20 protein-coding genes are annotated in these 23,399 nt (G+C 64.8%); 7 read left to right on the top strand and 13 right to left on the bottom strand.

The genetic code is table 11. The features are described from left to right. Positions 1 to 4: 4 nt before the first annotated feature. From GGR17_RS13155 to GGR17_RS13190, 8 genes are all read right to left on the bottom strand, one after another. Positions 5 to 1,126 (bottom strand): ABC transporter ATP-binding protein, encoded by a 1,122-nt coding sequence (locus tag GGR17_RS13155; protein WP_054539968.1) that lies wholly within the window; start codon positions 1,124 to 1,126, stop codon positions 5 to 7. Further along, positions 1,126 to 2,139 (bottom strand): ABC transporter ATP-binding protein, encoded by a 1,014-nt coding sequence (locus tag GGR17_RS13160; protein ID WP_054539969.1) that lies wholly within the window; start codon positions 2,137 to 2,139, stop codon positions 1,126 to 1,128. The genes GGR17_RS13155 and GGR17_RS13160 overlap by 1 nt, the downstream gene beginning before the upstream one ends. After that, a complete protein-coding gene (locus GGR17_RS13165) occupies positions 2,132 to 2,845 on the bottom strand; it encodes a FadR/GntR family transcriptional regulator (protein WP_054539970.1) in 714 nt (237 codons plus the stop codon). Before GGR17_RS13165 ends, GGR17_RS13160 begins: the two co-directional genes overlap by 8 nt. 246 nt (positions 2,846 to 3,091) lie before the next feature. Then, positions 3,092 to 4,906 (bottom strand): ABC transporter ATP-binding protein, encoded by a 1,815-nt coding sequence (locus GGR17_RS13170; protein ID WP_054539971.1) that lies wholly within the window; start codon positions 4,904 to 4,906, stop codon positions 3,092 to 3,094. After that, entirely contained in the window at positions 4,903 to 5,847 is a 945-nt protein-coding gene (locus GGR17_RS13175) for an acetamidase/formamidase family protein (RefSeq protein ID WP_054539972.1), read from the bottom strand. Before GGR17_RS13175 ends, GGR17_RS13170 begins: the two co-directional genes overlap by 4 nt. Further along, positions 5,837 to 7,465 carry an ABC transporter substrate-binding protein gene (locus GGR17_RS13180; RefSeq protein ID WP_054539973.1) on the bottom strand — a complete coding sequence of 543 codons (1,629 nt, stop codon included), beginning with the start codon at positions 7,463 to 7,465 and terminating at the stop codon, positions 5,837 to 5,839. Before GGR17_RS13180 ends, GGR17_RS13175 begins: the two co-directional genes overlap by 11 nt. 22 nt (positions 7,466 to 7,487) lie before the next feature. Continuing rightward, complete coding sequence (locus GGR17_RS13185) at positions 7,488 to 8,408, bottom strand: ABC transporter permease (protein ID WP_054539974.1); 921 nt, start codon at positions 8,406 to 8,408, stop codon at positions 7,488 to 7,490. Continuing rightward, entirely contained in the window at positions 8,408 to 9,301 is an 894-nt protein-coding gene (locus GGR17_RS13190; protein ID WP_328705649.1) for an ABC transporter permease, read from the bottom strand. The genes GGR17_RS13185 and GGR17_RS13190 overlap by 1 nt, the downstream gene beginning before the upstream one ends. A 568-nt stretch (positions 9,302 to 9,869) precedes the next feature. Between GGR17_RS13190 and GGR17_RS13195 the strand changes: the two genes are divergently transcribed. The 5 genes from GGR17_RS13195 to GGR17_RS13215 are packed head-to-tail and all read left to right on the top strand — an operon-like array spanning position 9,870 to position 15,242. Then, the gene (locus GGR17_RS13195; RefSeq protein WP_054539975.1) at positions 9,870 to 10,949 is read left to right on the top strand and encodes a TRAP transporter substrate-binding protein; all 1,080 of its coding nucleotides are present in this window, start codon (positions 9,870 to 9,872) and stop codon (positions 10,947 to 10,949) included. A gap of 5 nt (positions 10,950 to 10,954) precedes the next feature. Then, the gene (locus GGR17_RS13200; protein WP_054539976.1) at positions 10,955 to 11,482 is read left to right on the top strand and encodes a TRAP transporter small permease subunit; all 528 of its coding nucleotides are present in this window, start codon (positions 10,955 to 10,957) and stop codon (positions 11,480 to 11,482) included. A gap of 12 nt (positions 11,483 to 11,494) precedes the next feature. Continuing rightward, positions 11,495 to 12,820 carry a TRAP transporter large permease gene (locus tag GGR17_RS13205; protein ID WP_054539977.1) on the top strand — a complete coding sequence of 442 codons (1,326 nt, stop codon included), beginning with the start codon at positions 11,495 to 11,497 and terminating at the stop codon, positions 12,818 to 12,820. A 3-nt stretch (positions 12,821 to 12,823) separates the two neighbouring features. After that, complete coding sequence (locus GGR17_RS13210; protein WP_054539978.1) at positions 12,824 to 14,410, top strand: gamma-glutamyltransferase family protein; 1,587 nt, start codon at positions 12,824 to 12,826, stop codon at positions 14,408 to 14,410. Between the two features lie 4 nt (positions 14,411 to 14,414). Further along, the gene (locus GGR17_RS13215; RefSeq protein WP_054539979.1) at positions 14,415 to 15,242 is read left to right on the top strand and encodes a sulfite exporter TauE/SafE family protein; all 828 of its coding nucleotides are present in this window, start codon (positions 14,415 to 14,417) and stop codon (positions 15,240 to 15,242) included. Here the strand turns inward: GGR17_RS13215 and GGR17_RS13220 are convergent. From GGR17_RS13220 to GGR17_RS13240, 5 genes are all read right to left on the bottom strand, one after another. Then, positions 15,239 to 15,907, bottom strand: coding sequence for a GntR family transcriptional regulator (locus GGR17_RS13220; RefSeq protein ID WP_054539980.1), 669 nt, complete (start codon positions 15,905 to 15,907; stop codon positions 15,239 to 15,241). The two genes, GGR17_RS13215 and GGR17_RS13220, sit on opposite strands and share 4 nt — an antisense overlap. Positions 15,908 to 16,069: 162 nt before the next feature. Continuing rightward, a complete protein-coding gene (locus GGR17_RS13225; RefSeq protein ID WP_037206260.1) occupies positions 16,070 to 17,002 on the bottom strand; it encodes a putative B6 ABC transporter permease subunit 1 in 933 nt (310 codons plus the stop codon). A 1-nt stretch (position 17,003) separates the two neighbouring features. Beyond that, positions 17,004 to 18,089, bottom strand: coding sequence for a putative B6 ABC transporter permease subunit 2 (locus GGR17_RS13230; RefSeq protein WP_054539981.1), 1,086 nt, complete (start codon positions 18,087 to 18,089; stop codon positions 17,004 to 17,006). After that, positions 18,086 to 19,669, bottom strand: a complete 1,584-nt coding sequence (locus GGR17_RS13235; protein ID WP_054539982.1) for a putative B6 ABC transporter ATP-binding protein — start codon at positions 19,667 to 19,669, stop codon at positions 18,086 to 18,088. The genes GGR17_RS13230 and GGR17_RS13235 overlap by 4 nt, the downstream gene beginning before the upstream one ends. Before the next feature lie 58 nt (positions 19,670 to 19,727). Beyond that, positions 19,728 to 20,762, bottom strand: a complete 1,035-nt coding sequence (locus tag GGR17_RS13240) for a putative B6 ABC transporter substrate-binding protein (RefSeq protein ID WP_082386687.1) — start codon at positions 20,760 to 20,762, stop codon at positions 19,728 to 19,730. A 102-nt stretch (positions 20,763 to 20,864) separates the two neighbouring features. Here GGR17_RS13240 and GGR17_RS13245 point away from each other — a divergent pair, with 102 nt between their 5' ends. Both GGR17_RS13245 and GGR17_RS13250 read left to right on the top strand, forming a co-directional pair. After that, positions 20,865 to 21,332 (top strand): hypothetical protein, encoded by a 468-nt coding sequence (locus GGR17_RS13245; protein WP_054539983.1) that lies wholly within the window; start codon positions 20,865 to 20,867, stop codon positions 21,330 to 21,332. Between the two features lie 525 nt (positions 21,333 to 21,857). After that, positions 21,858 to 23,351, top strand: a complete 1,494-nt coding sequence (locus GGR17_RS13250; protein ID WP_207642716.1) for a 4-hydroxyphenylacetate 3-hydroxylase N-terminal domain-containing protein — start codon at positions 21,858 to 21,860, stop codon at positions 23,349 to 23,351. Positions 23,352 to 23,399 lie beyond the last annotated feature (48 nt).

Genomic DNA, 23,399 nt, shown 5'->3' on the forward strand with positions numbered 1-23,399 from the left:
GGGCTTACTCCTTGTCGGGTGTGAGTGGTTGGGGGAAAGATCCGGAAGGCTTGGCGCCCTCTCTGGTTGCGCGCGCCGCACGATAAAGGGAAAAGCGCTGCTCTGCTTCGGGCGAGCGGGCGGCGATGTCGGGCGCCAGCCCGGTCAGGGAAAGTTCGGCGTGCCTGTGACAGGCGACGCTGCGCGCATCCGGCCCGCGCGTCAGCTTCGGCCGCTCGGCGCGGCAGACCGCCTGGGCATAGGGACAGCGCGGATGGAAACGGCATCCCGGCGGCGGTGCGATCGGGTTCGGCGGCTCCCCGTCGATGGTCGCCACCCCGGCCCGCGCGCCGACGCGCGGCACCGGGATCGACGAAATAAGTGCCTCGGTATAAGGATGCCGCGGGGCGGTGAACAGCTCTGCCACCGGCGCTTCCTCGACGATTTCGCCCAGATACATGACCGCCACCCGATCGGCCATGTGCCGGATCACCGCCAGATCATGGGCGATAACGATCAGCGTCAGGCCGAACTCCTGTTTCAGATCCTCGAGGATGTTGACCACCTGCGCCTGGATCGACACATCCAGCGCCGACACAGGCTCATCCCCGATCAGAACCTTGGGCCCCGATGCCAGCGCGCGGGCGATGCCGATGCGCTGGCGCTGCCCGCCGGAAAATTCATGCGGATAGCGGTTGGCGTGTTCGGGCATCAGCCCCACCCGTTCCAACAGCGCGGCGACCCTGGCGCGGCGTTCCCGGCGGGTGCCGATCCGGTGCGCGCGCATCGGCTCTTCGACGAGGGCCCCCACCGTCATGCGCGGATTGAGCGACGAGAACGGATCCTGAAAGATGAACTGAAGATCCCGGCGCAGGCCGCGCATCTTGTCCGCGCTGATCCTGGAAATGTCGGTGCCATCATAAATCACCGATCCCTCGCTCGGGTCGATCAGCCGCACCAGAAGCCGCGCCAGCGTGGATTTTCCGCAGCCGGACTCGCCCACGATCGCAAAGGTTTCGCCGCGCCGTATACGCAGGTCGATCCCGTCGACCGCGCGCACCTCTGTCTGCGCCCCGACCAGCGGCTTGTGAGTCACGAAACGCCGCCTGAGCGCGCGGGTCTCTATGATCAGGTCCGGCTTTCCCATCACGCGGCCCCCGCGATTTCGGGGGATGGCGCATCCACGCCGGTTTCAAGCGGCGCGCGCCAGCAGGCCACGGCATGCCCCCGGTCGAATTCCCGCATCGGCGGGGCAAGCGCGCAGCCCGGCTGCGCGAACGGGCAGCGCGAGACAAAACGACAGCCTTCGGGCATGGCATCGGCGGGCGGCACGATGCCGGGGATCGTCACCAGCTTGCCCGACCGGTCGCCGAGCGAGGGCATCGAGCTCATCAACCCGATCGTATAGGGGTGCTGCGGGTTTTCGAACACTGCCGCGACCGGGCCGGCCTCGACAATGCGGCCGGCATACATGACCGCCACCTTGTCGGCCATTTCGGCCACCACGCCCAGATCGTGGGTGATCATGATCATCGCGCTGGCGCTTTCATCCTGCAACTGGCGCATCAGATCCAGCACCTGGGCCTGCACGGTGACATCCAGCGCGGTGGTCGGCTCATCGGCAATCAGAAGCGCCGGGTCGTTCGCCATCGCCATGGCAATCATCGCGCGCTGCCGCATCCCGCCTGACATCTGATGCGGGTACTCATCCAACCGCTTTTCGGGCGCCGGGATCCGCACCTTTTGCAGCATGTCCAGCGCGCGGTTCCGCGCGGCATCCCGGCTGACGCCCTTGTGGCGGCGCACGGCTTCGGCGATCTGCTCGCCCACTTTCAGCGCCGGATTGAGCGAGGTCATCGGCTCCTGAAAGATCATCGCCATCCGGTCGCCCCGAACGTTTTGCAGCTCCTGCAGTGACAGGCTCAGAAGATCGCGCCCCTCGAACATCGCGGTGCCGGACATGAGCCGCGCCGGCGGGGTCGGCAACAGCCCCATCAGCGCCAACGCCGTCAGCGACTTGCCGCAGCCCGACTCGCCCACGATGCACAGTGTCTCACCCCTGTCGAGCGACAGCGACACGCCATCCACGAGATTGGTCGCCGCCGCCCCGAAACGGATCGAAAGATCGGTGATCTGCAGGAGCGGGGCGTCCTCAGGCATTTTCGGCCGCCTTCCGGTCCAGCACCCGGCCGATACAGTCGGACAGGGTGTTGAGATGCGCGCGCATCTCCTCTTCCGCGCCAATGACATCGCCGGCCTCGATACGGTCGATCAGCCGCATGTGCTGGCTGTGGTACAGATCCACCGAATTGCCGGAGCGCGCCTGTTCGCGCAGCGTGCGCCAGGCCTCCGACGCGCGGATTTCATCCAGCAGCGAAAAGGCGGTCAACAGAACCCGGTTGCCCGCGGTGCGCGCGATCAGCCGGTGCAGGGCGCCATCCCACAGCTCGACGCTGTCGGGATCGGTCGTTTCGATGATCCGGTTGGCCAGTTGGCGCATCCGGCGAACATCATCGGGCTTTGCCCGCGCCGCGCAGAGCCCGGCCAGCGCGGGTTCGATGTAAAGCCGGGCTTCCGTCACTTCGGAAACGCGCGCCTCGCCGGCGATTTCGGCCGCGAGGACGCCGGTCGGATCGGGCGGCTGGCCGATGAAGGTGCCCTTGCCCTGGCGGCGCCACAACAGGCCCTCGGCCTCCAGCACCTCAAGCGCGCGCCGTATCGTGCGCCGGCCCACGCCCAGCTTTTCGGACAGCTCCCGCTCTGTCGGAAGCCGCCCCCCGGGGCCGACATCACCGCCTGCAATCATCAGGCGAAGCCGGCGCAGAACGAGAGAAGAGTTGTCGTTTACCTTGTCTTTCGGCGTCATGCCTCACGCACCTTGATGTATCAATTATATATTGGTTCATCCGAACTGTCCGGCTATCATTCCTGCGGAGTCAAGAACAACCGCGTCAAACTCCAAGGTATCAGCCTATCAAAGCGCAATTTTTAAGCGTAACCCGAGATCTGACACAATAGACGGCACACCACGCCTTCGGCATGCAAACAGAGCGAATTTGAACAATATCATCAATGGTTCGACTCTCATTTGAACCCACGCCGCGGCAACAGATCAACTTGCGTAACCCCGGTGCGCCAGCTCAAGCTGCGGATCGTCTTCGGCAACCCGATGCCCGCCGCCGATATCGGCCAGATGAACCCGCCGCGGTTCCTGCCCGATCGGCCACACCGGCGAAACCGGGGCAGCCCCGCGGGGCGGAACCGGGGGGCGGTGATAGGTCGGATCCGGCACCGGAACAGCCGCCAGCAGGCGGCGGGTGAAGGCGTGTTGCGGATTGCCCAGAACCTGTTCGCGGCTGCCGGTCTCTATGATCTGGCCGAGGTTCATCACCGACACACGGTCGGCCACCTGCTCGACCACCGCCATGTCATGGCTGATGAAGAGATAGGCCAGCCCCTCGTCCTGCTGCAGCTCGCGCATCAGATCCAGAACCTGCGCCTGCACCGACACATCCAGCGCCGACACGGCCTCGTCGGCGACGATTACCTTCGGGCGCAGCGCCAGGGCGCGGGCGATGCAGATACGCTGCCGCTGCCCGCCAGAGAATTCATGCGGGAAGCGGGCCATGTGATCGGGCGTCAGGCCGACGCGTCCGAACAACGCGGCCACGCGGTCGGTCAGTTCAGAGCCGGACGCCAGACCGTGCACCACCAGCGGCTCTGCCACCTGCTGCCCCACTGTCATCCGCGCATCGAGCGAGGCGCCGGGATCCTGGAACACCATCTGGATGTTGCGGCGCACGGGCTTGAGTCCGGCGGGCGACAGCCCCCGCATCTGCTGGCCCGCGACACGGATACTGCCGGTCCAGTCTACCAGCCCGAGCAGGGCCTTGCCGATCGTGGACTTGCCGCAGCCGGATTCCCCCACCAGTGCAAGGGTCTCTCCCGGCGCGATCCGAAAGCTGACACCTTCGACGGCATGCACCCGCGCCTGAACGCGGTTCACAATCCCGCCGCGCAGGTCGAAGCGCACCGACAGATCGTCGGCGACGACAACCGCCTGCGTCCGGTCGGGCACCGGGCGGGGCGGCGCCTGGCCAAGGCGCGGAACAGCCGCCAGCAAACGGCGCGCGTAATCTGTGTCGGGCGCCGCGAAAAGCGGGCCGACCTCGGCGGATTCCACCTGCCGGCCGTCACGCATCACGATGACGCGGTCCGCCATTTCCGCGACAACGCCCATGTCATGGGTGATCATCAGGACGGTTGTGCCATGCTCGCGCTGCAAGGCGCGGATCAGATCCAGCACCTCGGCCTGAACGGTCACATCCAGCGCCGTGGTCGGCTCGTCGGCGATGAGGATCTCTGGGTTGCAGGCCAGCGCCATGGCGATCATCACCCGCTGCCGCATCCCGCCCGACAGCTCATGCGGATACTGCTTCAGCCGTCGCTCCGCATCGGTGATGCGCACATCGCGCAACAGCGCCAGCGCGCGGCCCGGCGCCTCGGACGCGGTGCATTCGCCATGCTCCAGCAGCACCTCGGTCAGTTGCCGCCCGATGGTCATCACCGGGTTGAGCGAAGTCATCGGCTCCTGAAAGATCATCGAAATCCGTTTGGCGCGGACCTTGCGGAACGCGGCTTCGGAAAGGCCGGCGAGTTCGGTGCCATCCGCCAGCCGGATCGAGCCGCCCGCGACCCGCGCCATCGGCTGCGGCAACAGCCCCATGATCGCCAGCGCGGTCATCGACTTGCCCGAACCGCTTTCGCCCGCCAGACACAGGGTTTCGCCACGCATCAGGTCAAAGCTCAGATCCTCGACCACGCTTTGCGCGCCGGTGGGCGTGGCCACCTGAATGGTCAGCCCGGCAACGCTGAGAACCGGGCGCGGATCTGCGCCGCGCCCGGAGATGGCCCCCTGCCCCGTCATTCGAAAACGATACGCGGCAGATAGAACGAGACGACCCAGTTGGGCATGTCCACGATCTCGGATATCCGCAGATCGCCACAGACCGAGCACAGCATATAGGCGTTGACCGCGCTCAACCCGTAGTCCCGGCACAGCAGATCGACCATGGCCGACAGCGCGTCGCGCGCGCCGGTCATCAGGTCGGTTCCGATGCCCGTCGTCACCTCGTATCCCTTGGCATCCAGATGACGCGTCACCGGCCCCGGCGTGGTGAAGCGCGGGAATTTCAGCGGCGTCTGCTTGATCAGATCAAGCGTGAGGGTCACGTTCATCGGCGATTCAATCGCCGTACCACAGACCTCGCCGTCGCCTTGCGCGGCGTGGGTGTCGCCGACGGAGAACAACGCCCCCGCCACCTCGACCGGCAGGTAGAGCGTGGTGCCCGCGGCCAGATCGCGGATATCGAGATTGCCGCCCACCCGGCGCGGCGGGACGACCGAATGCAGCCCGGGTTCCGCCGGTGCCACCCCGATGGTGCCCGCGAAGGGCTTCAGCGGCACCTTCGCGATATCGCAGTAGAGCGCCGGCGCCATCGTATCCGCATCGTAAGACCAGATGTTCAGCGCCGGGTCTTCGAACTGATCGGCCAGAAGGCCGAAGCCGGGGATGTTCGCCGTCCAGCCAAAGCCCGACGGTTCGAACCCGTCGATCTGCACTTTCAGGATGTCGCCCGGCTCTGCCCCGTCCACATGGATCGGGCCGGTCACCGGGTTGATCTTGTCAAAGGACAGCGCGCCGATATCGGCCACGGTGCTGTCCTTGGTCAGTTGCCCGCCCGAGCTGTCCAGACATTCGAAATGCAGGTTCGATCCCGGGGCGACGGTCGCGACGGGCGGGATCGAACGATCCCACCCGAAGTGATGATGACGACCGTGAATGGTGTAATCGCAGTTATTGCACATCGGTCGAATACACATAGTCGTAGTTGACGGGAACGTGGACCGGATCGACGAAGATCTCGTCCGGGCCGCCCAGCCTGGCCGAGCGCATGGTGAAGCGCTGTTCATTGAACACCGGCACCCAGGGCGCATCTTCCATGATCGCCAGATAGATCTCGCGCCACTTCGCCTCGCGCTCCGTTGCCATGGCCGGGTCGGTCATCGCGTCGGCCTCGACAGCCTTGGCATCCAGATCGGGGTTGCAGTACCACGACCAGTTCCAGCCGCCCTGCACCGCACCGTCACAGCCCAGGATGGGGCCGTAGAAGTTGGACGGATCGGGGAAGTCGGCAATCCATGCCATGCCGCCCGACCAGATCATCGGGGCCTGATCCGGCTCGCCGCCGGCGGCAATCACGTTGGCCTGGGCCAGGCTGCGGATTTCGGCCTTGATGCCGATGCCGGCCAGATCCTGCTGAAAGCTTTGCGCGATGCGCGGGTTGGGATCGGTGTTGTAGACGAACAGCTCGGTCTCGAACCCGTCGGGGAAACCCGCCTCGGCCAGCAGCGCCTTCGCGGCCTCGGGATCAAAGGCATAGCCTTCATAATCGTCGGCATAGCCCGGCATCGAGGGCGGCAGTGGCTGATTGGCGGGCACGGCGCGCCCGTTGATGATGCGCACCGCACGGTCCTTGTTGATCGCCATGTTGACGGCCTGCCGCACCTTGACGTTATCAAACGGCGGCATCTTGACGTTCATGGTGATATAACCGGTGTGAAGTTGCCCCCCCTCGATCACGAAATCCTTGTATGTCGGGTCTTGCGTCACCTCGAGGAATTTCGCGGGCGGGATGCCATCGCCGGGGATATCGACCTCGCCCTGCTGCAGCCGCAGGAGTGCCACGATAGGCTCTTGCCCCACTTCGAACGTGATCTGGTCCAGCTTCGGCACGCCCGCATTCCAGTAATCGGAGTTCCGCGCGAAGACGAGCTTTTGGCCCAGCGTCCATTCGGCCAGCTTGAAGGCGCCGGTGCCAACCGGGTTCTTGCCGAAATCGGGGCCGTATTTCTCGGCCTCTTCCTTGGGCACGATCGAAGAGAAGTTGATCGCCATCACATGCAGGAAGGTGGCGTCGGGGCGCGAAAGCTTGATCTCGACCGTGTAGGGGTCGATCACGGTAACGCCCGACAGGCTGTCGGCCGCGCCGGAGGCCATGTCGTCATAGCCTTCGATCGATCCGAAAAAGCCGGCGCCGGGGCTCTGGGTCGCGGGGTTGGTCACGCGGTCGAGCGAATATTTCACGTCCTCGGCCGTCATCTCGCGCCCGTTGTGGAAGGTGACGCCCTGGCGCAGGGTGAAGGTGAAGGTCTTGCCATCGTCCGAGATCGTGTAGTCCTCGGCCAGATCCTTTTTCAGGATGGTGGTGCCGGGCTCGTAATCCATCAGCCCGTCGAACAGGCTTTTGATCATCGACCAGTTCTGCCAGTCATAACCGATCGCCGGGTCGAGGGTGGAGACGTCATCCTTGTAGGTGACGATCATCGACCCGCCCTGCTTGGCATCGATGAAATCCTGCGCCTGCGCGGCGGCCCCGAGCGCGGTACTCAGCGCAACGAGGCTGGTCAGCATCTTGTATCTCATGAACGTTCTCTCCTGTTGTTGGTTATTTGAGCTTGATCCGGGGATCGACCAGCGGCGCGATAATATCCGCCAGCAGGTTTCCGAGTACGATGAAGCAGGCCGAAATCAGCGTCACTCCCATGATGATCGGGATGTCCACGCGCTGAATCGCCTGCCAGGCCAGCTGGCCGATCCCCGGCCAGCCGAACACGCTTTCGACGACGACAATGCCGGACATGAACATCCCGATGTCGATACCGATCATCGCTATGATGGGAAGAATGGCATTGGGAACCACATGCCGCGTCACGATGCGCAGCTTGCCCAGCCCCTTGGCGCGGGCGGTGCGCACGTAATCATGCGCCAGCACGTCGATCATCGACGACCGCATCATGCGGCTGTACCAGCCCGTGCCAAGCAACCCGATGGTCAGGGCCGGCAGAACCAGATGCGCGAAGGTGCCGTAACCGCCGATCGGAAACCAGCCCAGCCGCACCGCAAACACGTAAAGCAGCAGGATGCCGACCACGAATTGCGGGGCCGAAATGGTGACGAAGGAAAACACCATCAGCGACTGGTCGATCGGTGTATTGCGCTTCAACGCGGCGACCGCGCCGATGGTCAGCCCCATCACCAGCTCGGCCACGATGGCCCCCAGCATCAGCAGCAGCGTCGCCGGCATCCGGGCCCAGATCAGGGTCGAAACCTCGGTCCGCTGCAGGTAGGAGCGCCCCAGGTCGCCCTGCAGCAGGTTGCCCAGATAGCGGCCGTATTGCACATAGAACGGCTGATCGAGGCCAAGCTGCGCGCGGATATTGGCCACCGTTTCGGCGGTGGCGCTGCGCCCCGCGATCTGGCGCGCGGGGTCCGCCGGAACGAGGTAAAGCAGCACGAAGGTCACGAGGCTGATCCCCAGCAGGATCAGCAGCGACTGCATCAGCCGGCGAAAGAGGTATCCCCACATCAGTGCCGCCCTTTCAGCCGGGGATCGAGCGTGTCGCGCAACGCATCCCCCAGCAGGTTGAACGACAGCGCCAGCAACAGGATCGCCAGGCCCGGCAGGAACACCAGCCACGGCGCCGTGGCGAAATAGGTCTGGTTCTCGAAGATGATGTTGCCCCAGGACGGCGTCGGGGGCTGAACGCCGACACCCAGATAGCTGAGCGTCGCCTCAAGCAGCACGGTCGTGGAAATGCCCAGCGTGCCGAAGACGATGATGGAATAGACCAGATGCGGCAGGATATGCCGCCCGATGATGCGCAGCGGGCCCGACCCCATGGCGCGCTGCACCTCTATGAACTCGCGCTGCGCCAGCGCGCGGGTTTCTGTATAGATGACCCGCGCCATCTGAACCCAGTTCACCATCGCGATCACCAGCGCCACGATCAGCAGCGAAGGCTTGAAGATCGCGGCCAGCACGATCGCCAGAAGCAATGCGGGAAACGCCATCATCAGATCGGTGAAGCGCATCAGGATACCGCCGATCCAGCCGCCGAAATATCCCGCCGTGATCCCGACGGCGGCGCCCACGAAAACCGCGATTCCGTTGGCAACGACGCCGATGATCAGCGAGGTCCGGGTGCCCAGAACGAGGCGGGAAAACAGATCGCGGCCCAGAAGGTCGGTGCCCAGCCAGAATTGCGCCGAGGGCGGCAGGGGCGCGCCCTCCAGGCTCAGCCCCTCGAACATCTGCGCGTTGGGATCATATGGCATGATAAGCGGCGCCGCGACGGCTGCGAAAACCATCATCAGAAGAACGCCCGCGGCAAGCAGGGCACGCGGGCGGCGGAACAGATCCTTCAGCCCCGCCGTGATGCGCGGGTTCGGGGCTTTGGCTTTGCTTGCTTTCGAAACCACGCTGTTTTTCCGTCTTTCGGGGGCGACATGTGCCGGGAGCGCAGGCCGGTTTGACCGTGAATACCGCCAGACCCTCCTGTTTGCCGCCGAACCGCGTCAAGACCTTTGCCGATGATCCGTCACGCCTAGCCCCGGCAAGCCTGCGGCGGCGTCATATTTGGCGCATTTCCCCCGGCATCGATCAAAAACAAGGCGAACCAAAATGATATTGGGTCGTGCATCTGATTCTCTCATTTTCCGGGAAAACTGCGCAGATCGCTCGATAGTCATGAATTGCAGGCGAATACGCACAATTCTACGAACACTTCGGCAAGCAGAAGTGAACGAAAGATAAAAAGGTTCAGCCCCACAGATCCCGCGCACAGAATCTCCCGCTGGCTACGCCGCTGATAGCGGAGAAATGCGCATTCATTTCGCCTATTTTGTATTCTTTATATCTTCTTATTGCTTATTTGTATACAATTTGATTACTAAGCCCTGCCACATCCCATGAAGGATTGGCTTGTTTGAGCTGTTTCTGTTCGTCGGTGAGAGAAGTCGAACTCTTACCGTCAGAAAAGGAAAACCGATGGACAGACGTAAATTTCTCGCCGTGGGGGCAACAGCAGCGGCGGCGCCGCTGGCCGCCCCGTCGATCGCCAAGGCGCAAACCACCTTCAACTGGAAGATGACCAACGCCTATGGCCCCGGCTCTCCCTTCTATGTCGAAGGCCCGGGCAGCCCGACCGACTTCTGCAAGAAGGTCACCGCCATGTCGGACGGCCGCATCAACATTCAGCATTTCGCCGCGGGCGAGCTGATCCCGGCGCTGGAGGGCTTTGACGCCGTGCGCTCGGGCGCGGTCGAGATGAACGCCGCCAACGCCTATTTCTGGGCCGGCAAACTGCCCGCTGCGCAGTATTTCACCACCGTGCCCTTCGGGCTGAACTTTCAGGGCATGAACGCGTGGCTCTATCACGCCGGCGGCATGGAGCTGTGGGACGAACTTTATGCCCCGCTGGGCCTCAAGGCGCTGCCGATGGGCAACACCGGCGTGCAGATGACCGGCTGGTTCCGCAAGCCGATCGAAAGCGTGGCCGATTTCAAGGACCTGAAGATGCGCATCCCCGGCCTGGCCGGCAAGGTTTACGCCGCGCTTGGCGTCGACGTGAAACTGCTGCCGGGCGGCGAGATCTTCCCCGCGCTGGAGCGTGGTGTGATCGACGCGGCGGAATTCGTCGGCCCCTATCAGGACCGCCGGCTGGGCCTGCAGAATGCCGCCAAATACTACTACACCACCGGCTGGCACGAGCCTTCGAACGTGACCGAGCTGCTGATCAACCAGGCCAAATGGGACAGCCTGCCCGCCGATCTGCAGGCCATCGTTCAGACCGCCGCCATGGCGTGCAACCTTGAAAGCCACACCTGGTGCGAGGCCAACAACGCCGCCGCGCTGAAGGATCTGGTGGAAAACAGCGGCGTCATCGCCAATGTCCTGCCCGACGAGGTTGTGGCCGAGCTGAAAACCGTAACCGACAAGGTGCTTGCCGAAGGCGCCGCCGCCGATCCCGCGACCAAGAAGGTTCACGATGCCTTCATGGCCTTCAAGGCCGAGCACCAAAGCTGGGCTGCGATTTCCGAAAAACCCTATCACAACCTGCCGGGCTGATCCGAATGATCCCTGTGATCGAAAAAATCGCGAACGGTGCCTCGGGCATCGTTCGCCACATCGGCCGGATCGCGGCGTGGAGCGGTCTGGCCCTTGTGCTGCTGGTCGCGTTCAACGTGCTGTCACGCTATCTGTTCTCATACGGCACCGTCGCCCTGCAAGAAGCCGAATGGCACCTGATGGCGGTCGGCGCGCTGTTCGGCATGTCCTACGGCCTGAACCAGGGGGCCGAGGTGCGGGTTGATATCCTTTATGCCAGGATGCCCGCCCGGTTGCAGGCGCTGATCAACCTGATCTCCGCCCTGCTGATGTGCGCCGTGGCGCTGATCATCACCTGGCTTTGCATCGCCTATGTTCAAAGCAGCTATTCCATCAACGAAGGCTCCCCCGATCCCGGCGGGCTGGGCCATCGCTATGTGCTGAAGGCCGCGATGCCGGTGGCCTTTGCCGTGCTCGCCATTCAGGCCGTGGCCATGACGGGCGAAAGCCTTCTGGCGCTGCTCCGCCCCCGCCCCGGAACGTCCTCCAGTTAAAGCGAACACTTGATGCCTTTCACGGAAATCCTTGCCCTGTGCATGATCGGGGCCTTCTTCATCTTTCTGCTTGCCGGCATCCCCGTAGCCGTCTGCCTGGGCGTAACGGGGCTTGTCTTCGGCTACGTCGGCTTCGGGCCGATGCTGTTCTCGCTGCTGCCCGCCCGCATCTTCGGTGTGATTACGAATTACACGCTGCTCGCCCTGCCCCTGTTCATCTTCATGGGCATCATGCTGGAAAAATCCAGGATCGCAGAAGATTTGCTGGAGGTGATCGGCCTTGCCATGGGCGGCCTGCGGGGCGGCATGGCGCTGGCCATCATCCTTGTGGGCGTGCTGATGGGCGCGGCTTCGGGCGTTGTCGGGGCGACGGTGGTCACCGTGGGGCTGATCGCGCTGGGGCCGATCATCAACCGTGGCTATGACGCGGGCGTGGCCTGCGGCGTGATCTGCGCGTCGGGCACACTGGGCCAGATCATCCCGCCCAGCCTGGTGCTGATCCTGCTGGCCGACATCATGGGCGAATCCGTGGGCACGCTGTTTGCCGCGGCGCTGTTTCCCGGCCTGCTGCTGGCGGGGCTGTTCGTGGCCTATGTGCTGCTGCTGGGCGTCATCCGCCCCGATGCCGTGCCCGCCATCCCGGCCGAGGAACGCGCGCTTTATACCGGGCGCGATCTGGCGGTGAAACTGGTCAAGGTGGTGCTGCCCCCGATCGCGCTGATCGTGCTGGTGCTCGGCTCGATCATCGGCGGCGTCGCCGCCCCGACCGAAGCCGCCTCGATGGGTGCGTTAGGCAGCATCGTTCTGGCGCTGCTGGCGGGGCGGCTGAGCTATCCGGTGCTGCGCGACGCGGTGCGGGGCGCGTTTATCACCAGCGCCATGGTGTTCCTGATCCTGATCTTCGCCCAGCCCTTCGGCCTGGCCTTCCGCGGCCTGGGCGGCGAGCGTCTGGTGCAGGATGCCTTTGCCGTGGTGCCCGGCGGGCTGAACGGGCAGATCTTCTTTCTGATGCTGCTGCTGTTCGTACTGGGCTTCTTCCTGGAGTGGATCGAGATCTCCTATATCGCGCTGCCGCTGTTCCTGCCGATCTTCATGCAATCGGGCGTGGATATGGCCTGGATCGCGATCCTTGTGGCGGTGAACCTGCAAACATCGTTCCTGACGCCCCCCTTTGGCTGGGCGCTGTTCTTCCTCAAGGGGGTCGCGCCGCCCAGCGTCAGGACGGGCGACATCTATCGCGGCGTCATTCCCTTTATCGGGCTGCAACTGGTCGGGTTGGCGCTGGTCTTTTCCTTCCCCGGCCTGGCCACCTGGCTGCCCGGCGCGATCGGCTGGTGACACATGCTTCATTCCGCACTTGGATTTAACGGCGCCATCTCGGCCCCTCACCGCGCCGCCGCCTTCGCGGGCCGCGACATACTGGAGGCCGGCGGCAGCGCGATCGAGGCGATGGTCGCCGCCGCCGCCACGATCGCGGTGACCTATCCGCATATGAACGGGATCGGCGGTGATGGCTTCTGGATCATCCACCGCCCCGGTCAGGCCCCCGTCGGCATTTCTGCCTGCGGACAGGCCGCCGCGCTGGCGACACCGCAGTGGTATGCCAAGCGCGGCCATACACAGGCCATCCCCACACGCGGCGGGCAGGCGGCGCTGACCGTGCCCGGCACCATCGGCGGCTGGGAACGCGCGCTTTCGCTCGTGCCGACAAAGCGCCGCCTTCCGCTGCGCGATCTGCTGTCGGCGGCCATCGCCTATGCCGGCGACGGCATCGCCGTGACCGGCAATCAGGCGACCTGCACCGCTGACAAACTGGACGGGCTTCGGGATGTGCCCGGCTTTGCCGAAACATTCCTGCCGGGGGGCAAGCCCCCCCGCCCCGGTGCCCGGCTGCGTCAGCCGGGGCTTTCCGCGACGCTGGGGCAGCTGGCCGAAGAGGGTCTCCAGAGCTTCTATGCAGGCGACATTGCCACCACTCATGACGCCTGGCTGTGTGAGCATGGAAGCCCTCTTCGCGCCGGTGACTTCGCGCGCTACGGCGCGGATATCGTCACCCCCCTGAACCTGAAAACCTCGCAGGGCACGCTGTTCAACATGATCCCGCCGACGCAGGGCGTGGCCTCGCTGATGATCCTGGGGCTGTTCGACCGGCTGGGCGTCGCGCATGGCGAAGGGTTCGACCATATCCACGGGCTGGTCGAGGCCACCAAGCAGGCGTTCATGCTGCGCAACGCGGGGCTTGGCGATCCGCTGAGCATGGAAGAACCCGCCACCGCCTGGTTGAAAGACAGCCGGCTGGACGAGATGGCCGCGCGGATCGACCCTCGGGCCGCCCTGCCCTGGCCACACGAGCCCAAGGCTGGCGACACGATCTGGATGGGCGCCGCCGACCGTGACGGCACCGTCGTCAGCTTTATCCAGAGCGTGTTCTGGGAGTTCGGGTCCGGCCTGACCTGCCCCGACACCGGCGTGTTCTTCCAGAACCGCGGCGCGGGTTTTTCGCTGGCGCCGGGGCCGAACCAGCTTGCCCCCGGCAAACGGCCTTTCCACACGCTGAACCCGGCGCTGGCGCAGCTGCCCGACGGGCGGGTGATGGCCTATGGCACGATGGGCGGCGAAGGCCAGCCGCAGACGCAATCGGCCGTCTTCACCCGCTACGCCCAGTTCGGCATGGACCTGCAACAGGCCGTGACCGCGCCGCGCTGGCTGCTGGGCAAGACCTGGGGCGACGACTCCACCTCGCTGAAGCTGGAAAGCCGGTTCGCGCCCGCGCTGGTCGCGCAACTGCGCGCCGCCGGGCATCAGGTGGAAATGCTGCCCGAATTCTCCGATCTTGCCGGCCATGCCGGCGCGGTCGTGCATCACCCCGACGGCCTGATCGAGGCCGCCTCCGATCCCCGCGCCGATGGCGCCGCAGTGAGTTACTGATCCCATGACAGACCTTCCGACCATGCAAATCATCCTGATCCTCGCCGGGCTCATGGCCGCCTCCGTTCTGGCGGGGATCATGGCCGGCCTGCTGGGTGTGGGTGGCGGAATCGTTCTGGTGCCGGTGCTGTTCTGGCTGCTGTCGCTTACCGATTTCCCGCCTGAGATCGCGATGCACATGGCGGTGGCAACATCGCTGGCCACGATCATCTTCACCTCGATCTCATCGGCGCGCGCGCACCACAGGCGCGGCGCGGTCGACGTGTCGCTTTTGAAACTCTGGGCGCCGGGGATCATTCTGGGCGCGCTGAGTGGCGGGCTGGCCGCGAAATACATCGAGGCGGGCGGGCTGAAGCTGGTCTTCGGTGGCATCGCCCTGCTGGTGTCGATCAACATGGCGACGCCGAAAACACTGGTGATCGGCAAGGCCCTGCCCGAAAGCCGGCTGATCAATGGCGCCATTTCCTATGTCGCGGGGCTGATTTCGGCGCTGATGGGGATCGGCGGCGGAACGCTTTCGGTACCGCTTCTGACCGGGTTCTCGGTCGATATCCGCCGCGCGGTCGGCACGGCGTCGGCATTTGGGTTCATGATCGCGGTGCCCGCGGTCGTCGGGTTCGTGATTTCGGGGCTGGGCGTGCCGGGCCGGCCGCCGTTTTCGCTGGGATATGTCAACCTGCTGGCCGCCGCCATCATCCTGCCCTTCACTGTGGGCTTCGCCCCCGTCGGCGCCGCCCTGGCGCACAGGGTGGATACAATCTGGATCAAACGCGCGTTCGCGGTGTTTCTGGGCATCACCGCGATCCGCATGCTGATGTCCTCGCTGGGCTAGGGCATCCGCGCCAGAACCTCGCGCGCGGCGCTGACCAGATGCCGCCGCAGGGCTTTTTCCGCGCGCTTGGGATCCCGGTCCAGCAGGGCGGACACAACCGCCTCGTGCTCTTCCGACGAGCGCGCCATGCGCTCTGCCTGTCGCAATTGCGACCGGCGGAACGGCGCCAGCTTGAGACGCAGGTTATTGGCCAGCTCGATCAGATCCTCGTTATGGGTGCTGGCGAAAATCCGGCCGTGAAATTCCGTATTCGCCGCCTCGTAGGCTTCGCTGTCACCATCGGCGGCCATCGTGTTCATGCGCCGGTGCAGCTCTTCCAGCTCTCCCCGCTCGCCGATGGTCATGCGCTCGGCGGCGAACCGGCCGCACAGCGCCTCGATCTCGCCCATCGCCTCGAACATCTGTTCGATCCGGTCGCGAGTGATGTCGACAACCAGCACCCCGCGATAGGGCACCCGCTCGGCCAGAGACCGCGCCACCAGCACATGCAGCGCCTCGCGGATCGGGGTGCGCGACACGCCGAAACGCTGCGTCAGCGATTGTTCGTCAAGCTTGGAGCCCGCCTTCAGACGCCCGGAAACGATCTCGTTCTCGAGCTGCGATGCAATCATCGTGCTGTGCAATTCGCGGTGCGCCGGTTTCGGCTTGGGTCTGGAAGAGGCCATGCCCGTTCATTCTTTGTTGTGCCTGCGAAGGGAAGCATAAAACGGCAAGAGGCGGTTTGAAACGCCAAAACGGGATGGTGGCACCAGGCCGCCGCGTTCAGACGGAAATTGGCGCGGAGCAAGCCGCCCCGGCGCCTGGTTCTGGCCGTTGCGACCCGGGATTCAGCGCTCGCCACGTACATAGGCCGCGCCAAGCGCGCTCGGCAGTTTCGCATTGCGCCCCGCGATCAGCAGCACCAGCATTACCGCCGCGAAGGGCAGCATCTGCACCACGTCGGTCGGTATATCCACGCCCGCCACCTGCAACGCGGTAGAGCCCGAAAGACAGGCGCCGAACAGCGCCGCCCCCAGCAGCACCCAAAGCGGCCGGCCGCGCGCGAGCATCGCCAGAACGATGCCGATGAAACCGTTGCCATGCGTCATGAACGGCACAAAGACCCCGGCCCCGGCGATCGACATGAAGGCGCCGCCCAGCCCGACCAGCGCGCCACAGCCCAGCACCGCCAGCGCGCGGATCGCCAGCACGTTCTCGCCCGCGGAATCAAGGGCGGCGGGCTTGTCGCCAGCGGCCTGGATCGCAAGGCCCAGATGCGTGCGCCGATAGAGCCAGGCGAACAGCGGCACCAACGCCAGGGCCAAATAGACCACCGGCTCACGGTCGAACAGCGCGGGGCCCACGATCGGGATATCGGCAAGGCCGGGGATGCGCCATGTCGGCACCTCGGGCAGGCGCGGATACAGGCGGCTGAACTGTACATGATGCAACAGCGCGGTTGTCCCTTCGGCCCCCAGCGTCAGGGCGATGCCGATCACAACCTGATTGAGGCCGAGGCGCACGCAAAACAGCACCATCAGCGCCGCCACAAGCAGGCCGCCAAAAGCCCCGGCCAGAAAGCCGAGGCCAATGCTCTCGGTCGCCCAGGCGACCAGAAAGCCGGCATAGGCGCCGCCCAGCATCATCCCCTCGATGCCGACGTTCAGCACACCGGCCTTTTCCGAAAGCTGCTCGCCCAGCCCCGCCAGCAGCAACGGCACACCCGCCGCCACGACGCCGGCGAGCAGCGCGATCAGGAACGTGTCTGTGAAAAGGGTCATCTCAGGCTCCTGCCCTCTGGCGGCGCCGCGCGCCCCGGTATTCGCTCAGCCCAAGCAGGATCAGCAGAATGGCCACCGTGACGAGCGTGAAGTAGTTCGGCACACCCATCCGCCGCGCCGCGCTTTCCGACCCGATCGACAGGATCGAGAACAGCGCGACGAAACCGATCGAGGCAAACCCGTTGAACCGCGCCAGAAACACCAGCGGCACCACCGACATCGCATAGGCCGGGTTCCAGTCGGCCCGGACGTTGCCATATTGGCCCAGAATGGCGACCCCGCCCGACAGCCCCGCAAAGCCCGCCGAGATCGCGAAGACGGCGATGGTCAGCCCGGGCACCGCCAGCCCGGCATGGATCGCGGCCCCCGGATTGGCCCCCACCACCCGCAGCCGCAGCCCGAAGGCGGTGCGCGTCATCACGAAATGCACCAGCAGGACGGCGGCAAGGCCGATCAGCACGCCGCTTGATATCGTGGTGCCGAACAGGCTGGGCAGGCGATCCTCGACCGGCAGAGTGCGGGTTTGCGGCACGGTGGTGGCCGGATCAAGGAACAGCAGCTTGACCAGAACGCTGGCCAGCGAGATGCCGAGGAAGTTCATCATCAGCGTGGTGATGATCTCGTTCACCCCCTGATAGGCGCGCAGAAACGCCGGGATCAGCCCCCAGATCGCGCCAAAACCCGCGGAAACAGCCATGCCGATGACCAGCGCCAACCCTGCGGGAAGATGCGGCGCCATCAGGGGCGTCGCCGCGGCGCTGAACACCGCGCCGATCAGAAATTGCGCATCACCGCCCAGATTCCAGATCCCGGCCCGGAAGGCGACGATCAGGCTGGCCGCGATCAGCAGAAGTGGCCCCATGCGCGTGAGCGTGGCCTGAACGCCCGTGGGCGAGAACAAGCCGCGACCGAAAACATAGCCGTAGTAAGAGACAGGGTTCACCTGCATCAGCAGCAGGATCACCCCCGATATCACGAAAGCCGCCAGCACCGGGCCAAGGCTTGCCACCAGCAGATCCAGAATTTCGCGCCGCCGCGCGGCAAGGGCGCGGGGCTTTTCGATTTCATCCATCGCCTCCACGCTCATTCGCCGACCCCGCTCATCAACTCGCCGATTTTCCGGCGTGCCGCGTCATCATTTGCAACGATCCCCGCCAGGTGCCCCCGATCCATCACCGCGATGCGGTGGCTCAGGTCGAGAAGCTCATCAAGCTCGGTCGAGATCAGCACCACCGCGGCCCCGGCCTCGGCGGTATCGCGAATACGCTGCCGGGTTGCGGCGATATTCGCCAGATCCAGCCCGTAGGTGGGTTTGTTGAAAATCACCGCGCGCGCCGTGCCGGTCAGTTCGCGCGCCAGCAGCACTTTCTGGATATTGCCGCCCGAAAGCTTGCCCACCGGCGTTTCGGCAGAGGGCGTGCGGATGTCGAACGCGCGGATCTTTTCGCGGGCATTCTCGGTGATCTCCGCAGGTTTTTCAAAGCCCTGAACCCAATATGGCGCCGCGCCGATTTCTTTCAGCAGCAGGTTGATGGCGACCGAAAAGCTGCCCACCGTGCCCTCGCCCAGCCGGTCGTCGGTAATATAGCGCAGCCCCTTGCCACGGCGCGCGCCGATCGAGAGACGATCGACAAAGGCGCCATCCAGCCGGATCCGCCCGTCGGAAATCGGCTCCTGGCCCGCCAACGCCTCGGCCAGTTGTTTCTGGCCATTGCCATCGATGCCCGCGATGCCGAAAACCTCGCCCGGCCAGACCTTGAATTCGATGTTGTGCAGGGGCACCGCCGCGGCCCCGGCATAGAGCGCGAGCACCTCGAGCACCGGGTCGCCCGCGCGGTCCACCGTGGCCGGATCGACCCGCGCGGCCGCCCCAGACGCCATGTCATGGGTGCCGAACATCAGTCGCACCACTTCGCCGGTGGCGGCTTGCGGATCCATTTGCCGCAGCGTTTCGGGGGCGATGCCGCCCACTTTCCTGCCCAGCCGCAGCACCGAGATACGATCGCCATATTCGACCGCTTCGTTCAGCTTGTGGGTGATGAAGACCACCGCCACGCCCTCGGAGGCCAGCCGGCGCATGAGTTGGCCCAGCCGCGCCGCGTCATGCGGCGTCAGCATCGCGGTTGCTTCGTCGAGGATCAGAAAACGCGCCCCGCGCATCAGCGCGCGCACGATCTCTGCCTGCTGGCGTTCGCCCAACGACAGATCGCCCGTCAGCGCCATCGGATCAAGGCTCACCCCGATCCGCGCCGCCATCGCCGCCATCCGGGCCGCGGTGCCCTCGCGATCCGGCCGCCGCCACCAGGCACGGCCCAGCACGGCGTTTTCCACCAGCGTCAGGCTGGGCACCAGCATCGAATGCTGGAACACCGTGCTGATGCCGATGTCCAGCGCCCCGGCGGGCGACGCGATCGGCCGTGCGTCGCCGTCGATCAGAATGCGCCCTTCGTCGGGCTGCTGCAGCCCCGACAGCATCGACACAAGCGTCGATTTGCCGGCGCCATTCTCGCCCAGCAGAACGTGCACCTCGCCGGCATGAAACTCCATGTCGATACGGTCGTTCGCGATGACGCCCGGATAGCGCTTGGTCACGCCTTCGAGCCTGACGATGGGCGCGCCACCCGAGATCGGCCGCGCGGCAGAAGGAATCGCTTGTCCGTCTGGCATGTTTCTCTCCGAAAGGATGGGCGGGCCCGAAGGCGGGGACCCGCCCGATGGGTCAGGATCAGTTTCCGCTGACCAGCGCATGCACGGAATCGGCATCGAATTTCGGAGTGACCTTCACCTCCCCCGACACGATCTGCTCGCGCACCGCCATCACCTCATCCCAGATATCATCCGGGATCTGGTCGGTTTTCAGAAGCGCGACCGAGTCGTCCTTGAGGTTGATGTCATAGTTGCGGCTGCCGTAGGCGTCGGCTTTGATATCCTCGATCATCGCCTGATAGACAGGGGTCAGGTTCCACAGCACCGAGCTGAGCAGATAGCCTTTGTCGATCGGGGTCTTGTCACCGATCACGTCGATGAATGTCACCTTGCCGCCATCACCGGCGGGCGTGGTTTCGATCGCCTGCAACATCCCGAAGGACGAGCCGTTGCCCTGACCGAAGATGATGTCGGCCCCTGCCGCGATCAGCGATTCCGTCACTCGCTTGCCGCCTGCCGCGTCGGAATAAGCCGCCGGCCCGATCACCGCGTAGCGGATCACGGCGTCGGGCCTGGTGGCTTTCACACCCTCGGCAAAGGCGGCCGATTGCGCGTTCCACGACGGCGGCTCGCCCGATGTGACGATACCCACGGTCCCCGAGCGCGTCATCTTCGCCGCCAGCACACCCGCGAGATAGGCACCTTCGTGCCCCGAGGCGGTGTAGTCGGCCACCATGCCCGCCTTGAGCGCGTCGGGGCTGTCGACAATGGCCACTTTCACACCGGCTTCCGTCCCGATCTCGGGCGCGGCGGTGTTGTAGCCGCCGGCATGGGCGATGATCAGGCCGGGCTTTTCCTCGGCCAGTTCGCGCAACGTCGGGCGCACGTCGCCGTAGCCGAGGTTTTCGGCGACGATCACTTCGACCCCCTCGGCCTCGCCCGCGGCCTTCGCGCCTTCTATGCCCTGCTGGTTCCAGCCGAAATCCGTGCCGGTCTCCGGTGTCAGGATCGCGATCGAGGTGATCTCCTCGGCGGCAACCGGCAATCCCAGCCCGGCACAGATCGCCACGACGGAGATCAGCCGGGCAAGTCGCTTGTTTGCAGTTTTCGTCATGTCTTGCTCCCGTGTTGACATTCCGCCCGGTTGGTTTTCCGTTACCGGGCTTGCAGACCCGCCCATATCCGGACGGGCCCCCTTCTTTCCGATGAGGCTGCCGTGACCGACCTTCCCCAACGTTTCGTCCTGACCCTCGCCGCGCTGGCGCTGCTGGGCGCGCCCGCGCTGCCCCCCGCACATGCCGAGGCGACCGCGCCATCACCGAAGCGCGGCACCGAGGGGCTTGTGGCCGTCCCCCTCGAGGTCACCAATGCCGGAGACCTGACCCTGAGCTGCGAGGTGAAGCTTGCGCACTGGTATTCCTTCGCACTTGGCACGGCGGCATATGGCGTGACGCTTTCGGCCACGCTCTGGTCCGATCCGTCCAGCGGCGCGGTGGTTTTGCTGAACCGGATCGGCGACCAGATGCCGGTCGAGCGGATCTGGTGCGGCGTCGAGGGGCGGAGCTGGGACACCCGCTTCGAGATGCCGCTGGCGCGCGCCGCCGGAACCGCCGAAGCGCCGCTGCGCTTTTCCTGCGTCAGCGGTGCCAAAGACGCGGCCCCGATCACCTGCAGCGCGCCCTGAAGGGCCTGCCGCCCGCCTGCCCTGCCGTGATGCCCCGAAAGGGGTTTTGTCATCGCCTGTGCTCCGGTCATGCCCGGAGCGGATGCGGCGCGCCGGCGCGACCGCATCCCCTGTCCGGGTGCTGCATGAGAAATCGGGGTCGGCCCTTTGCAACCAGCCACCCTGATCTCGACCATATCCGCCGCGACCTTTCCGCCAACAACTCTCAACCGATTTAATGGTTGAGATTGATCAAGCAGCCCGGCAAAGCAAAAGAAGCCTTCATTTTGGGCTGATATCGCGCCAATTCTTTAAAATTCTGCTATTTTCAGTGCGATATATGAATCTCTATGCCAAAAATCGAAGGCGTCAGGCGGTGAATCGCTCCGCCAAAATGGCTTTTCCACACGCAACCATTATTTTTGGTTGCAAAGATTTGGTTGGCGGCCATAGTTTGCTCTCATGACATGACCGGACCGCCTTTACCACGCCGCGCAGTTCCGGAGCGGGCCTCGGCCCACCGACAGGGAAGGTTCAAATGACGCCATGACCATGCAGCAAAAGACGACGGATGCGCCGAACCCGGCCCATCGGCTGAAGACAGGCGCCGAATTCAAGGCAACGCTTGATGATGGCCGTCAGCTTTGGCTGGGCGGGCGGAAGCTTGACAAGGTCACCGACGAGCCCGCGCTGGCGGCGGGGGTGGAGTTGATCGCCTCGATGTTCGACGATCAGTTCAAACCCGAATTCGCCGAGGCCACGACCTATGTCGAACCCACGACCGGCGAACTGGCGAGCCGCGCCTGGCAGGTGCCCCGCTCATCCGAGGAGTTGACGGACCGGCGCAAGATGATCGAATACACCAGCCTGAAAACCGCAGGCACCTTCGGACGCCCGCCGGATCTGGCGCCCGCGATCGTTGCGGGGCTGATGGCGCATGTGGATGTTTTCAAAGAAAAGAAATCCATGATCGAGGGCTGCAGCCCCGATTTCGGCGAGAATATCGAAGCCTATATGGCGTTTGGCCGCGCCAACAACCTGACCGCCTCGGAAAGTCTTGCCGGGCCGCAGACCGACCGCTCCAACCCCAAGGCCGCCGAAATGGCCTTTCTGCGGGTGAAAAAGGCGACCAAGGACGGCGTCTATGTGTCGGGCGCCAAGACGGTGGGCTCGATCGCCGCGCAGGCGAATGACATCTTCTTCACCAACCTCGGCGGGCTGACCACCACGCCACCTGAGGCCTGCGTCTGGGGGGCCGTGCCGATCAATACCGACGGGATCAAGATGATCTCGCGCGAGATGGTCTCTCAGCCCGGCGCGAGCAAGTTCGATCATCCTGTTTCGTCGCTGGGCGAGGAGGCCGACCAGTTCATCGTCTTTGACGATGTTTTCGTGCCGAAGGACAAGATCTTCAACCTCGGAGACCCGACGGGGATGTCGTGGTACGGGCCGGTCTGCGTGTTCGCGCATTGGCACGTACTGACCCGGCTTGCGGTAAAGGCGGAACTGTTCGTCGGCGCGGGGCAGCTGGTGCTGGACGTGCTGGGCACCGGCAAGATCCCGGCGGTGCAACTGATGCTGGGCGAGCTGATCGAATATGCGCAAACGCTGCGCGCCTTCATCTATGCCGCCGAGCACAAGGCCAGCATGACGGCCTCGGGCGTGATGACGCCGGATGTCTCGATGCTGACGGCCGGGCGGCTCTATTCGATCGAGAACTATCCGCGTATCATCCATATCTTGCAGGAAATCTGCGGTCAGGGTCTGGTGATGCGTTTCGGCAAAGACGCCTTCGAGAACCCGGAAATCGGCCATTACCTGAATGAACTTCTGCCCGGTCACGGCGTGACGGCGATGCAGAAGGAACTGCTGATGAACTTCATATGGGATATGACCTCGGGCGCCTTGGCCGGGCGTGTCGCACTGTTCGAGAACGTCAACGCCTCGCCCGCGCCGCGCCTGCGGGCGCGCCTGTTCGAAGAGGTCAACCGCGAAGCGTTCGTCGATCAGGTGAAGACCATCGCCGGAATGGACTGGTAGCCAGATCACTCCGGGCGCGCCGCCCGAGCGGTACGCCCGCCCCTTGAT

The organism is Actibacterium naphthalenivorans (genome assembly GCF_014196965.1).
Taxonomy (GTDB): Bacteria; Pseudomonadota; Alphaproteobacteria; order Rhodobacterales; family Rhodobacteraceae; genus Actibacterium_A; species Actibacterium_A naphthalenivorans.